Raw genomic sequence first — 14,613 nt, forward strand, 5'->3', positions numbered from 1 at the left:
CCAGATTGCTTGGGGTTATATGGTCAAGTGAAGAAGCGCATACGGTGGATGCCTTGGCAGTCAGAGGCGATGAAAGACGTGGTAGCCTGCGAAAAGCTTCGGGGAGTCGGCAAACAGACTTTGATCCGGAGATGTCTGAATGGGGGAACCCAGCCATCATAAGATGGTTATCTTAAGCTGAATACATAGGCTTAAGAGGCGAACCAGGGGAACTGAAACATCTAAGTACCCTGAGGAAAAGAAATCAACCGAGATTCCCTTAGTAGTGGCGAGCGAACGGGGACTAGCCCTTAAGTGGCTTTGAGATTAGCGGAACGCTCTGGAAAGTGCGGCCATAGTGGGTGATAGCCCTGTACGCGAAAATCTCTTAGTCATGAAATCGAGTAGGACGGAGCACGAGAAACTTTGTCTGAATATGGGGGGACCATCCTCCAAGGCTAAATACTACTGACTGACCGATAGTGAACTAGTACCGTGAGGGAAAGGCGAAAAGAACCCCGGAGAGGGGAGTGAAATAGATCCTGAAACCGTATGCGTACAAGCAGTGGGAGCCCACTTTGTTGGGTGACTGCGTACCTTTTGTATAATGGGTCAGCGACTTATTTTCAGTGGCGAGCTTAACCGAATAGGGGAGGCGTAGCGAAAGCGAGTCTTAATAGGGCGTCTAGTCGCTGGGAATAGACCCGAAACCGGGCGATCTATCCATGGGCAGGTTGAAGGTTGGGTAACACTAACTGGAGGACCGAACCGACTACCGTTGAAAAGTTAGCGGATGACCTGTGGATCGGAGTGAAAGGCTAATCAAGCTCGGAGATAGCTGGTTCTCCTCGAAAGCTATTTAGGTAGCGCCTCATGTATCACTGTAGGGGGTAGAGCACTGTTTCGGCTAGGGGGTCATCCCGACTTACCAAACCGATGCAAACTCCGAATACCTACAAGTGCCGAGCATGGGAGACACACGGCGGGTGCTAACGTCCGTCGTGAAAAGGGAAACAACCCAGACCGTCAGCTAAGGTCCCAAAGTTATGGTTAAGTGGGAAACGATGTGGGAAGGCTTAGACAGCTAGGAGGTTGGCTTAGAAGCAGCCACCCTTTAAAGAAAGCGTAATAGCTCACTAGTCGAGTCGGCCTGCGCGGAAGATGTAACGGGGCTCAAACCATACACCGAAGCTACGGGTATCACTTAGGTGATGCGGTAGAGGAGCGTTCTGTAAGCCTGTGAAGGTGAGTTGAGAAGCTTGCTGGAGGTATCAGAAGTGCGAATGCTGACATGAGTAACGACAATGGGTGTGAAAAACACCCACGCCGAAAGACCAAGGTTTCCTGCGCAACGTTAATCGACGCAGGGTTAGTCGGTCCCTAAGGCGAGGCTGAAAAGCGTAGTCGATGGAAAACAGGTTAATATTCCTGTACTTCTGGTTATTGCGATGGAGGGACGGAGAAGGCTAGGCCAGCTTGGCGTTGGTTGTCCAAGTTTAAGGTGGTAGGCTGGAATCTTAGGTAAATCCGGGATTCTAAGGCCGAGAGCTGATGACGAGTGTTCTTTTAGAACACGAAGTGGTTGATGCCATGCTTCCAAGAAAAGCTTCTAAGCTTCAGGTAACCAGGAACCGTACCCCAAACCGACACAGGTGGTTGGGTAGAGAATACCAAGGCGCTTGAGAGAACTCGGGTGAAGGAACTAGGCAAAATGGCACCGTAACTTCGGGAGAAGGTGCGCCGGTGAGGGTGAAGCATTTACTGCGTAAGCCCATGCCGGTCGAAGATACCAGGCCGCTGCGACTGTTTATTAAAAACACAGCACTCTGCAAACACGAAAGTGGACGTATAGGGTGTGACGCCTGCCCGGTGCCGGAAGGTTAATTGATGGGGTTAGCTAACGCGAAGCTCTTGATCGAAGCCCCGGTAAACGGCGGCCGTAACTATAACGGTCCTAAGGTAGCGAAATTCCTTGTCGGGTAAGTTCCGACCTGCACGAATGGCGTAACGATGGCGGCGCTGTCTCCACCCGAGACTCAGTGAAATTGAAATCGCTGTGAAGATGCAGTGTATCCGCGGCTAGACGGAAAGACCCCGTGAACCTTTACTATAGCTTTGCACTGGACTTTGAATTTGCTTGTGTAGGATAGGTGGGAGGCTTTGAAGCGTGGACGCCAGTTCGCGTGGAGCCAACCTTGAAATACCACCCTGGCAACTTTGAGGTTCTAACTCAGGTCCGTTATCCGGATCGAGGACAGTGTATGGTGGGTAGTTTGACTGGGGCGGTCTCCTCCTAAAGAGTAACGGAGGAGTACGAAGGTGCGCTCAGACCGGTCGGAAATCGGTCGTAGAGTATAAAGGCAAAAGCGCGCTTGACTGCGAGACAGACACGTCGAGCAGGTACGAAAGTAGGTCTTAGTGATCCGGTGGTTCTGTATGGAAGGGCCATCGCTCAACGGATAAAAGGTACTCCGGGGATAACAGGCTGATACCGCCCAAGAGTTCATATCGACGGCGGTGTTTGGCACCTCGATGTCGGCTCATCACATCCTGGGGCTGAAGCCGGTCCCAAGGGTATGGCTGTTCGCCATTTAAAGTGGTACGCGAGCTGGGTTTAGAACGTCGTGAGACAGTTCGGTCCCTATCTGCCGTGGACGTTTGAGATTTGAGAGGGGCTGCTCCTAGTACGAGAGGACCGGAGTGGACGAACCTCTGGTGTTCCGGTTGTCACGCCAGTGGCATTGCCGGGTAGCTATGTTCGGAATAGATAACCGCTGAAAGCATCTAAGCGGGAAACTAGCCTCAAGATGAGATCTCACTGGGACCTTGAGTCCCCTGAAGGGCCGTCGAAGACTACGACGTTGATAGGTTGGGTGTGTAAGCGCTGTGAGGCGTTGAGCTAACCAATACTAATTGCCCGTGAGGCTTGACCATATAACACCCAAGCAATTTGCTTGCTTCGAGCTGAAAAGCGAAAGAGCGCCAGATTGCGGTGTGTGAAGACGAAACGAACCGAAAGTTCGACTGTACTCACAAAAGCAGCACAAAACACCAAAAGCTGTCACATACCCATTCGCTGGAGCGTGAACCTGCAAAGGCCCACGACCTGGCTACCGAATTTCTTGACGACCATAGAGCATTGGAACCACCTGATCCCATCCCGAACTCAGCAGTGAAACGATGCATCGCCGATGGTAGTGTGGGGTTTCCCCATGTGAGAGTAGGTCATCGTCAAGATTAAATTCCGAAACCCCAATTGCGAAAGCAGTTGGGGTTTTGTTTTGTCCGCAGGAAAGTTCGTACAGCAACATCGGACGGCTCCCGGCTGTCACAGTCTCCCGACAATGCTAAGGTTCGGCCCTAGCTTTTGTAATTTCCCAAGGAAGCCTTTATGCCGGACGCGACGTCCCTCAGTGCTGGTTTTATGGTGGTTCATGGTAATCGCCTGGACGAGTTGCGCAGCCTGGTGGTCAGCTGGATGCGGCGCTACCCGCTGGCTCCCTTGGAAAATGAAATTGCCCTGGTACAGAGTAACGGCATCGCCCAGTGGTTGAAGCTGGCTCTGGCCGAAGATCCGGAAGACGACGACATGGGTGGCTGCGGAATTGCGGCAGCGATCGACGTTCAACTCCCGGGCAGCTTCATGTGGCAGCTCTATCGGATGGTTCTGGGGCGTGATGAAATTCCGGTCAAATCCCTGCTCGACAAGGCCCCTCTGACCTGGCGCCTGATGCGTCTGCTTCCGCAGCTGATCAATCAACCGCATTTCGAACCGCTGCAACGCTTCCTTACCAACGACACTGATCTACGCAAGCGCTATCAGTTGTCTGAGCGGCTGGCGGATCTGTTCGACCAATACCAGGTATACCGGGCCGACTGGCTCGAAGACTGGGCGGAGGGTCGTCATCAATTGCGAAACGGCAGAGGTGAGTCCAAACCCCTGACCTCGGCCAACTGCTGGCAGGCAGAATTGTGGCGTGCTCTGTTGCTGGATGTGGGTGAGCAAGGCATGGCGCAAAGTCGCGCCGGTGTTCATCAACGGTTCATCGAACGTATCAACAGCCTCGACGTGGCACCCAGTGGATTACCTTCTCGTGTGATCGTTTTCGGGATTTCCTCTCTCCCGGCACAAGCTCTGGAAGCACTTGCCGGACTGGCCCGATTCAGTCAGGTTCTGCTTTGCGTACATAATCCATGTCGTCACCATTGGGCAGACATCGTCGCCGATAAAGATCTGTTACGGCATCAATACAAGCGTCAGGCTCGCAAGACCGGCATGCCAGTTGTGCTCGACCCACAAACCCTTCACCAACACGCTCACCCGTTATTGGCGGCATGGGGCAAGCAGGGGCGAGACTACATCAATCTGCTTGACAGCTATGACGATCCCAACAGCTACCGTTCTGCATTTAGGGATGGGCGCATCGACTTGTTCAGCGATAGCCAGCCACAGAACATGCTCAACCAGCTGCAGGACGATATCCTTGAACTGCGTCCCCTGAACGAAACTCGCGAGCTCTGGCCGGTTATCGATCTCAATCAGGACGAATCGATTCGTTTCCACATCGCCCATAGCGCCCAGCGCGAAGTGGAGATCCTTCACGATCAGTTACTCGCACGCTTCAGTGCTGATCCAGACTTGAAGCCACGCGACGTGATCGTGATGGTTCCGGACATCGACAGCTACGCACCGCATATCCGTGCAGTATTCGGTCAACTTGATCGCTTCGATCCGCGCTTCATTCCCTTCACGCTTGCGGACCAAGGCCAACGCGGTCGTGACCCGCTGCTGATTGCTGTCGAACATCTACTCAAGCTGCCTGACAGCCGTTTCCCCGTCAGTGAGATCCTCGATCTGCTGGACGTCCCTGCACTGCGCGCGCGCTTCGGTGTCGAGGAGCGTGACCTGCCAACCCTGCACCGCTGGATCGAAGGCGCTGGTATTCGCTGGGGAATGAATGCCGAGCAGCGTGCGGGTTTGGGCCTGCCTGAAGAGCTGGAGCAAAACAGTTGGCGTTTCGGCCTGCGCCGGATGCTGCTCGGTTATGCCGTTGGCAGCGCTACTGCTTGCGAAGGCATCGAGCCTTACGACGAGATCGGCGGTCTGGATGCAGCGCTCATCGGTCCTTTGGTCGCACTGCTGGATGCGTTGGAAATTGCCCACCAGGAACTGACTCAACCTGCTGCGCCCAAGCAATGGGGCATCCGGTTGCAAGCGTTGGTGCAGCTGTTCTTCCAGGCCAGTAATGAGCATGACGACTACTTGCTGGCCCAACTCGAAGAGCTGCGGGAAACCTGGCTCGAGACCTGCGAGTCAGTGGGCTTGTTTGATGAGCTGCCGTTGACCGTGGTCCGAGAAGCCTGGCTGGCAGGTCTCGACCAGGGCCGCCTGTCCCAGCGCTTTCTGGCTGGAGCGGTTAACTTTTGCACCTTGATGCCGATGCGAGCGATTCCGTTCAAACTGGTCTGCCTGCTCGGGATGAACGACGGAGATTACCCGCGAGCGCAACCGCCGCTGGATTTCGATCTCATGGGCAGCGACTACCGCCCGGGTGATCGTTCCCGGCGCGAGGATGACCGCTATCTCTTGCTAGAAGCCCTGTTGTCGGCACGTGACCAACTCTATATCAGTTGGGTCGGCCGCAGCATTCGGGACAATAGTGAGCGCCCGGCTTCGGTACTGATTGGCCAACTCCGCGATCACCTCGCAGGCGGCTGGCGATTACAGGCCGACAGTAAAAAGCTGCTTGAGGCCATGACTCAGGAACACCCGCTGCAACCCTTCAGCGCCCGTTATTTTCATGAAGGTGACGCCCTGTTCAGCTTCGCAAGTGAGTGGCAGGTGCTTCATCAAGACAGTGAACAGTCGGCTGATATCCAGGCCCTTGATGCCTACGTTCAAGAAGAGCCGCTGAGCCTCGGTCAATTGCAGGATTTCCTGCGCAATCCCGTGCGACATTTTTTCAGTCAGCGGCTCAAGGTGTTCTTCGAAGCGGCTGAAGCTCCCTTGGCAGATGAAGAACCCTTCGTACTCGATGCGCTCCAGCGCTATAGCCTCAGTGACAGTTTGCTCGAAGCGGCGCTCGGTCAACTGGATCACGTCGACGACGCGCTTGAGGCCCAGGCCAAACGCCTGCAAAACAGTGGGCTCTTGCCCATGGCCGGGTTCGGCGAATGTCTGCAGCGAGAGCTGATCGAGCCATTGCCGGATCTGTTGCAGCGTTACCAACAACTCTTGGCGTTGTGGCCGACACCGCTCACCAGCGCGTTGCCAGTCAACCTGGAGCTGGAAGGTCTGCGCCTGGAAGGCTGGCTCAGTGGCCTGCATCAACGTGCGGACGGCGGCTTGCTGTCGGTCACCACTATTCCCAACAGCATCGGTTCGATCAAGACCCGCAAGTGGCATCGTCTGACGCGCCCCTGGGTCAATCACTTGGTCGCTTGCGCCAGCGGCATGCCGATGACCACCGCGTTAGTGGCCAGTGACGACAGTCTGCTGCTGACCCCTCTGGAGGAGGGCGCTGCACGTCACGCCCTGAGTAACCTGTTGCAAGCATGGCAAACGGGCATGCGCCAACCCCTTCCGATTGCTGTGAAAACCGCCTTCGCGTGGCTCTCTCAAACTGACCCGGCCAAAGCCGACGCCGCTGCTCGCAAAGCCTATGAAGGCGACGGTCAAACCACCGACGGCGAACGCCGCGAAAGCCCGGCACTCGCCCGGCAGTTCGCCGACTACTACGCTTTGATCGCCGACGAGACTTTCCCCGATTGGTGCACCGCTTTGTACAAACCGATGCTTGAGGCCCCTTGGCGTTCATTGACCAGCGAGGAGGCGCGCTCATGACCACGAAGACACCGCTGGCCCTGGCATTCCCCCTGAGCGGCAGCCAACTGATCGAAGCCAGCGCCGGTACTGGTAAGACCTTTACCATTTCCGCGCTGTACCTGCGCCTGGTCCTCGGACACGGCGGCGAATCGGGTGGATTCGGGCGTGAACTGTTGCCGCCGCAAATCCTCGTCGTAACCTTCACTGATGCCGCGACCAAAGAGCTGCGCGAACGTATTCGCACCCGTCTTGCCGAAGCAGCGCGATACTTTCGTGATGAGACCACGGCGCCCGATAGCCTCATCGCAGAACTGCGTGATCAATACCTCCCCGAACAAAGGTCAGGCTGTGCAAACCGTCTGGACATTGCCGCGCAGTGGATGGATGAAGCCGCCGTCTCGACCATCCACAGTTGGTGCCAGCGCATGTTGCGCGAGCACGCGTTCGACAGTGGCAGTCTGTTTACCCAGACCCTGGAAACCGATCACAGCGATTTGCTGGGCGAAGTCCTGCGCGATTACTGGCGGCTGTTCTGCTACCCGATGCAAGGTGATGCGCTGAGCTGGGTGCGGGGTAATTGGGGTGGGCCGGCGGCGTTATTGCCGCGGGTACGCAGTTTGTTCGCCAGCGAGCGTGACAGCGTTGAAGGTAAAGAGCCTGCTGAGCTGATCACCGAGTGCTTGCAGGAACGACGAATAGCCTTGCTTGAACTCAAGATGCCTTGGCGCCAATGGGCGGATGAGCTGCTTGCCATCTGTCATCAAGGTGTTGCGAGCAAAAGCGTCGACGGTCGAAAAATGCAGGCCCGTTATTTCGAACCCTGGTTCGAAAAACTGAAAGCCTGGGCTGAAGATGAGTCCCTCGAGCAACTGGATATTGGCACGGGCTTCACTCGCCTGACGCCTGACGGTATGGCCGAAGCCTGGAAAGGCGCAGCCCCCAGTCATCCTGGGCTGGACGCCATGCCCGGTCTCAAGGCCAGTCTCGACTCATTGCCGACCCCCGACGCTGCCGTTCTGCAACATGCCGCGCAGTGGGTCGGGGCACGGTTCGAGGAAGAAAAACGTCGCCGTGCGGAGATGGGCTTTGATGACATGCTGCTGCGCCTTGATGCGGCGTTGCAATCCGATGGTGGTGAACGCCTGGCGACCCTGATTCGCGAACAGTTTCCGGTGGCGCTGATCGATGAGTTCCAGGACACCGATCCGGTCCAGTACCGGATTTTTGAAAGCATCTATCGCATTGAGGACAACAATCCCGAATGCGGGCTGTTTCTGATTGGCGACCCCAAGCAAGCGATCTACGCGTTCCGCGGCGCCGACATCTATACCTACTTGCGCGCCCGTCAGGCCACCACCGGCCGTCTGCATACCCTGGGTACGAATTTCCGTTCCAGCCATGGCATGGTCAGTGCGGTGAACCATGTGTTCGAGCGCGCCGAGTCTCGTGAGCTGGGACGGGGAGCGTTCCTGTTTCGTGAAAGGAACGGCGACAACCCGGTGCCGTTTCTGCCCGTCGAATCTCAAGGGCGCAAAGAAGTTCTGCACATCGACGGCCAGCTCGTGCCGGCTCTGAACATCTGGCACCTGTCTGCCGATCAGCCACTGTCCGGCGCTGAGTACCGACAAAAACTCGCCGCCGCGTGCGCCAGTGAAATCACCGAATTACTCAATGGTGGCCAACAAGGTCGGGCAGGTTTCACAGAGAAGGACAAGGACTTCAGGGGCCTGCTGCCAGCGGACATCGCGATCCTGGTTCGCGACGGCAAAGAGGCCCAGGCCGTACGCGGCGAACTGTCCGCACGCGGTGTGCGCAGCGTTTATCTGTCTGACAAGGATTCGGTATTCGCCGCTCAAGAAGCCCATGACCTGCTGACCTGGCTAAAAGCCTGCGCCGAGCCGGATGTCGAGCGGCCGCTGCGAGCCGCGCTGGCCTGCATCACGCTGAACCTGTCCCTGGCGGAACTGGAGCGGCTGAATCAGGACGAACTGGCTTGGGAGGCGCGGGTCATGCAGTTCCGCGGTTATCGCGAGCTGTGGCGCAAGCAGGGCGTGCTGCCAATGCTGCGGCGCTTGCTGCATGACTTCCAGTTACCTCGATCACTGATCGCGCGCAGCGACGGCGAACGTGTTCTGACCAACCTGCTGCACCTGTCCGAACTGCTGCAACAGGCCGCTGCCGAGCTCGATGGCGAGCAAGCGCTGATTCGTCATTTGTCCGAGCATCTGGCGTTGTCCGGTCAGGCCGGCGAAGAGCAGATCCTGCGTCTGGAAAGCGACGAGCAACTGGTCAAGGTCGTGACCATTCACAAGTCCAAGGGGCTTGAGTATCCCTTGGTGTTTCTGCCGTTCATCTGCTCGGCAAAACCCGTGGATGGCAGCCGTTTACCGCTGCATTACCACGATGCAAACGGCAAGGCGCAGGTGACCTTGAAGCCGACTGCCGAGTTGATCGCACAGGCCGATGATGAGCGTCTGGCCGAGGATCTGCGTTTGCTTTATGTCGCCCTGACACGGGCGCAACATGCCAGTTGGATCGGGGTGACCGATCTCAAGCGCGGCAATAACAACAGCTCGGTGCTGCATCTCTCTGCGTTGGGTTACTTGCTGGGCGGCGGTGCCCCGCTGGCCGAATCCGCAGGTTTGAAACGCTGGCTCGAAGACCTCCAGCAGGACTGCCCGGCACTTCTGTATGGTGATATGCCACAAGCAACGGCCGAGCATTACCATCCCCCTCGCAACGACGCGAGGTTGCTTGCGCCGCTGATACCCAAGCGCAAGGCCAGCGAAAACTGGTGGATCGCCTCGTACAGTGCCTTGCGCATCGGCGACAGTCTGAGCGTGGGCAGTGACGAAGCCCCGGAGAACCCGCAAGCGCAAAAGCTCTTTGATGACGAACGTCTCGATCCAGAGGCTCCACGAGAGGTGGCCGCTGGTGGCGCTGATATCCATCGATTCCCCCGCGGCCCGAACCCCGGCACCTTTCTCCATGGTTTGCTGGAATGGGCCGGTGATGAAGGTTTTTCTGCTGCTCCGCAGGTCGTCGAAGACGCCATTGCCCGTCGCTGCAATCGCCGTGGCTGGGAAGGCTGGATCACCACGCTGAGCGATTGGCTGCAACACTTGCTCAGGTCTTCGTTGCACCTCGGCGGGGGGCAGGCTCCGGTCGTGTTCGAGCAGCTCACCCAATATCGCGTCGAGATGGAATTCTGGTTCGCCAGTCATAAAGTCGATGTGCTCAAGCTTGATGAACTGGTGCGTAAACATACCCACAACGGCGTTGCCCGAGTGGCCGCTGAACCGGTATTGCTCAATGGCATGTTCAAGGGCTTCATCGACCTGACGTTCGAGCACGATGGCAAATATTACGTCGCCGACTACAAATCCAACTGGCTGGGGCCCGATGACGCGGCTTACACCGAACAAGCCATGGAACAGTCGATTCTCGACAATCGTTACGACCTGCAATACGTGCTGTACCTGTTGGCCCTGCATCGTCAACTCAAGGCGCGGCTTGCCGACTACGATTACGACCGGCATGTCGGTGGCGCGCTGTACCTGTTCTTGCGCGGTACGCGGGCATCCACCCAAGGCGTGTATTTCGCCCGTCCACCCAGAGAGCTGATCGAGCGTCTGGATCGACTCTTCCAGGGTAAGCCAGAACCCAAGGCCGAACCCGCCTGGGAACAGGGAGTACTGCTATGAGTCGCACCTTCGCTGATTTGCTGCCCACGCCATTGGCAGCCGAAAGCCTGGCAGATCTGGCACCCCTGAGTCGCGCCGATGACTTGTTGCTGTTGCTGACGCGCTGGGTGGAGCGCGGCTGGCTGCGAGCACTGGACAAGGCCTTCGTTGCCTTCCTCCACGAACTGGCCCCCGACGACGATCCGTTGGTGTTGCTCGCCGCCGCATTGACCAGCCACCAACTGGGTCACGGCCATGTCTGCCTGGATCTGTTCGAGACGCTCAAAGAGCCGGATTTCGCCCTGTCGCTGCCACCGGAAGGCGATCTGCAAAGTGGTGCGATGTTGTTGCCGTCGCAATTGCTTGAAGCGCTGGACGGCGCCCATTGGTGCAAGGTCCTGGCGTCCAGTCGTCTGGTGGCGCTGGCCGTCGATGGTCGTGAGGCTGCGCAATCCCGACCCTTGGTTTTATCGGGCAAGCGCCTGTACCTGCGCCGCTACTGGGTTTACGAACGACGCATCGACAATGCCCTGCGCCTGCGCTTGGCTGAACATGAAACAACACCGAATGATTTACTCCAACGCCTGACAGGCTTGTTCGGTCCGGCCAAACCCGGCGATGTGATCGACTGGCAGAAACTCGCTTGTGCCCTGGCTACCCGAAGTGCGTTCAGTATCGTCACCGGCGGCCCGGGGACCGGCAAAACCACCACGGTCGTGCGGTTGCTGGCATTGCTCCAGGCGCCTGCGGTGGAGGCTGGGAAACCACTGCGCATCCGCCTTGCCGCACCTACCGGCAAAGCGGCGGCACGGCTGACAGAGTCCATCAGCCAGCAAGTCCGGACGCTGGAAGTCGATGAAAACGTAAGAGGCAAGATCCCGTCTGATGTCACTACCGTGCACCGGTTGCTTGGCAGTCGGCCCGGCACCCGGCACTTCCGTCACCATGCCGGTAATCGCTTGCCACTGGATGTACTGGTGATAGACGAAGCCTCGATGATCGACCTGGAAATGATGGCCAACTTGCTTGACGCAATGCCGGCCCACGCCCGGCTGGTGTTGCTCGGTGACAAGGACCAGTTGGCCTCGGTGGAGGCCGGTGCCGTGCTGGGTGATTTGTGCCGCGACGCCGAGGCCGGTTGGTACAGTCCGCAGACTCGCCAGTGGCTGGAGACGGTCAGTGGTGAAAGCCTGGAGGCCAGCGGTTTGCAGGAAGACGTTAACGGAACTCACCCCTTGGCCCAGCAAGTGGTGATGCTTCGTCACTCACGCCGGTTCGGTGAGGGCAGCGGCATTGGCCAGTTGGCCCGATGGGTCAACCAGCAACAACCGGAGGAAGCCCGCAAGTTGCTGGCGGCTCGAAGTCACGACGACATATTTTCCTTGCCTCTAAAGGGTGAGCAAGACCGGGCGCTGGAACGCTTGCTGCTCGAAGGCCATGGCGAAGGACCGCAAGGTTATCGCCACTACTTGAACCTTCTTCGCAGCCAACGGCCACCGCTCGACAGTCTGCTCGATGATCAACGCTGGACCGATTGGGCGCGTCAGGTGTTGCAAGCCTTCGACGCCTTCCAGTTGTTATGCGCCGTGCGCAAAGGGCCGTGGGGGGTGGAGGGATTGAATCAACGTGTGACCGCCGCGTTGCTCAAGGCTCGACTGATAGACAGTGACCAGCAGTGGTATGAAGGTCGACCCGTATTGATGACGCGTAATGATTATGGTTTGGGGTTGATGAACGGTGACATCGGTATTGCCCTCAAACTGCCGGAACGTGAAGGGCCCGCGGCAGGCAAGCACGTGCTGCGTGTCGCGTTCCCGCGCAATGATGGCCAGGGTGGCGTGCGATTCGTCCTACCGAGTCGACTCAACGATGTCGAAACGGTTTACGCCATGACCGTCCACAAGTCCCAGGGCTCGGAGTTTGCCCATACGGCATTGATTCTGCCGGATGCCCTGAACCCTGTGCTCACCAAGGAATTGATCTACACCGGGATCACCCGGGCCAAGAACTGGTTCACCCTGATCGAACCTCGTGCCGGGGTGTTTGAGGAGGCTGTGCGGCGCAAGGTCAAGCGCTTGAGCGGGTTGATGCTGGATTTGGAAGATGGGAACGATTCGAGCCATTAAAAGGGTGACACTGGACGACGGAAACTGTCCGAAGTGCCGTAGTGCGCAGCCTCGCTGGGGCTTAAACGCTATGTTATCGTTGCGGCATCATTTCGTAACATCGAAGAGAATCCCTGCATGAAGGTGGCTGTCTGGACGACAGGGCGTGTCGTTGGCCGCAAGCAAGTGCTGCTCGCGGGGTTTCTCTGCTTGCTGACCGGTGCTGTGTTCGCTCAATCGCAAACCCCGGTGAGCATGGCCGACCAACGAGCCAAATCGGTCACTCAGGTCGTCCTGGGGATTCTCAGTTACGCACGCTGGCCTGTTGAGCCTGCGCAACTGCGCCTGTGTGTGGTCGGCCCTACCGAATACACCGACGACCTGGTCAAGGGCACGACCCAGGCCACCGGTCGCCCCGTCACCGTGCGACGGCTGTTGGCCGACAACCCGTCAATTGTCAGTGAATGCGATGCGGTGTACATCGGCACATTGACCGGCGACGAGCGCAGCCAGCTTTTCGCTTCGCTGACAGGGCGTCCGGTCCTGAGCATCAGCGAAAGCGATAATCAATGCACCGTCGGCAGCCTGTTTTGCCTCAGGGTCACTGATGATCAGGTGTCTTTTGAGGTCAACCTCGACTCCGTCGCCCGCAGCGGTGTGCGCATTCACCCCAGCGTGTTGCAACTGTCCCGTCGCAAGTCGGCGGCGCCATGAGTCTATTCAAACCGGGTAGTCGCCCAACCTTGCGCTCGGTCATCGGCCGCGGCCACTTGATCGTCGCCCTGGTAGGCGTGGCCATGGCCAGCATCTCACTGACACTGCTGGGCGTGTTGGCGTTGCGGGTGTATGCCGACCACAACCTGCACCTGATCGCGCGTTCGATCAATTACACGGTGGAAGCCGCGGTGGTGTTCAACGACAAAGCCGCGGCCACTGAGGCCCTGGCTTTGATCGCCTCCACCGAAGAAGTCGCCGACGCCCAGGTGCTGGACCAAAAAGGCACGTTGCTCGCGCGTTGGCAGCGACCGGAGACGGGGCTGTTCTCCGATCTTGAAATGCAGATTGCCAAGGCCTTCCTCGAAAAGCCCATCAGTATGCCGATCGTCCATCAAGGGCGGGAAATCGGCAGCATCCAGCTCTCCGGTCACGGTGGCAGCTTGATGCGCTTTCTGCTCAGTGGCCTGATGGGCATTATTCTGTGCACGGCCATCAGCGCCTGGGTCGCACTCTATCTGGCGCGCCGACAACTTCGCGGGATCACGGGGCCTCTGCGCAGTCTGGCCGCCGTAGCCCACGCCGCTCGCAGCGATCGAGCATTCGACCGGCGTGTGCCGCCCGCCGACATTGCAGAACTCGATAATTTTGGCAACGACTTCAATGCCTTGCTCGATGAACTCGAGTCCTGGCAAACCCACCTGCAAAGCGAAAACGAAACCCTGGCGCACCAGGCCAGCCACGACAGCCTCACCGGGTTGCCGAACAGGGCGTTTTTCGAAGGCCGTCTGATTCGTGCGCTGCGCAATGCTCACAAGCTCAATGAGCGCGTGGCCGTGCTGTTTCTCGACAGCGACCGGTTCAAGGAAATCAATGACAGCTACGGTCATGCCGCCGGCGACGCCGTGCTGGTCGCAGTGGCCAGCAGGGTTAGGGCGCAGTTGCGCGAAGAGGATCTGGTGGCCCGTCTGGGCGGCGATGAATTTGCGGTGCTGCTGACGCCACTGCACAAAACCGAGGACGCCGAGCGGATTGCTGACAAGATTCTCGCCAGCATGGAACTGCCGATCCCGTTGCCGGGTAATGCCCAGGTCTCAACTTCACTCAGTATCGGCATTGCCGTGTACCCGGATCATGGCGCCACACCGGGCGCGTTGCTCAATGCCGCCGACGCAGCCATGTATCAAGCCAAACGCCTTTCCCGAGGTGCACAGCACACGTCCGGGTCGGAGCACCCGGTCGCCCACGTTAAAGTCAGGAGCTAATTGTTGTGTTCTCAATCACCCCGCGTTCCCTGCGATTTTTC

At 58.0% G+C, this 14,613-nt stretch carries 5 protein-coding genes and 2 rRNA genes; all 7 read left to right on the top strand.

Going from position 1 to position 14,613, the window contains the following annotated elements:
• Positions 1–21: 21 nt before the first annotated feature.
• The 7 genes from ACA070_RS03370 to dgcN all read left to right on the top strand — a co-directional run bounded on the left by ACA070_RS03370 (position 22) and on the right by dgcN (position 14,572).
• Positions 22–2,913, top strand: a 23S ribosomal RNA gene (locus tag ACA070_RS03370).
• 187 nt (positions 2,914–3,100) lie between these two features.
• Positions 3,101–3,216, top strand: a 5S ribosomal RNA gene (rrf, locus tag ACA070_RS03375).
• A 154-nt stretch (positions 3,217–3,370) separates the two neighbouring features.
• Positions 3,371–6,823, top strand: a complete 3,453-nt coding sequence (recC, locus tag ACA070_RS03380) for an exodeoxyribonuclease V subunit gamma (RefSeq protein ID WP_497450030.1) — start codon at positions 3,371–3,373, stop codon at positions 6,821–6,823.
• Positions 6,820–10,509: an exodeoxyribonuclease V subunit beta gene (gene recB / locus ACA070_RS03385; protein ID WP_497450031.1), complete on the top strand. Its 3,690-nt coding sequence runs from the start codon at positions 6,820–6,822 to the stop codon at positions 10,507–10,509. Before recC ends, recB begins: the two co-directional genes overlap by 4 nt.
• A complete protein-coding gene (gene recD / locus ACA070_RS03390) occupies positions 10,506–12,614 on the top strand; it encodes an exodeoxyribonuclease V subunit alpha (protein ID WP_497450032.1) in 2,109 nt (702 codons plus the stop codon). Before recB ends, recD begins: the two co-directional genes overlap by 4 nt.
• 117 nt (positions 12,615–12,731) lie before the next feature.
• The gene (gene yfiR / locus ACA070_RS03395) at positions 12,732–13,307 is read left to right on the top strand and encodes a regulatory sequestration protein YfiR (protein WP_497450033.1); all 576 of its coding nucleotides are present in this window, start codon (positions 12,732–12,734) and stop codon (positions 13,305–13,307) included.
• On the top strand, positions 13,304–14,572 hold the full coding sequence (gene dgcN / locus ACA070_RS03400; protein WP_497450034.1) for a diguanylate cyclase DgcN/YfiN: 1,269 nt from the start codon (positions 13,304–13,306) through the stop codon (positions 14,570–14,572). The genes yfiR and dgcN overlap by 4 nt, the downstream gene beginning before the upstream one ends.
• Positions 14,573–14,613: the final 41 nt, after the last annotated feature.

This window comes from Pseudomonas sp. LBUM1678 (assembly GCF_059695575.1).

What these genes read in the sequence shown, in the direction of transcription:
- recC (WP_497450030.1), top strand. Translation starts at nt 3,371, where the DNA reads ATGCCGGACGCGACGTCCCTCAGTGCTGGTTTTATGGTGGTTCATGGT.
- recD (WP_497450032.1), top strand. Translation starts at nt 10,506, where the DNA reads ATGAGTCGCACCTTCGCTGATTTGCTGCCCACGCCATTGGCAGCCGAA.
- recB (WP_497450031.1), top strand. Translation starts at nt 6,820, where the DNA reads ATGACCACGAAGACACCGCTGGCCCTGGCATTCCCCCTGAGCGGCAGC.
- dgcN (WP_497450034.1), top strand. Translation starts at nt 13,304, where the DNA reads ATGAGTCTATTCAAACCGGGTAGTCGCCCAACCTTGCGCTCGGTCATC.
- yfiR (WP_497450033.1), top strand. Translation starts at nt 12,732, where the DNA reads ATGAAGGTGGCTGTCTGGACGACAGGGCGTGTCGTTGGCCGCAAGCAA.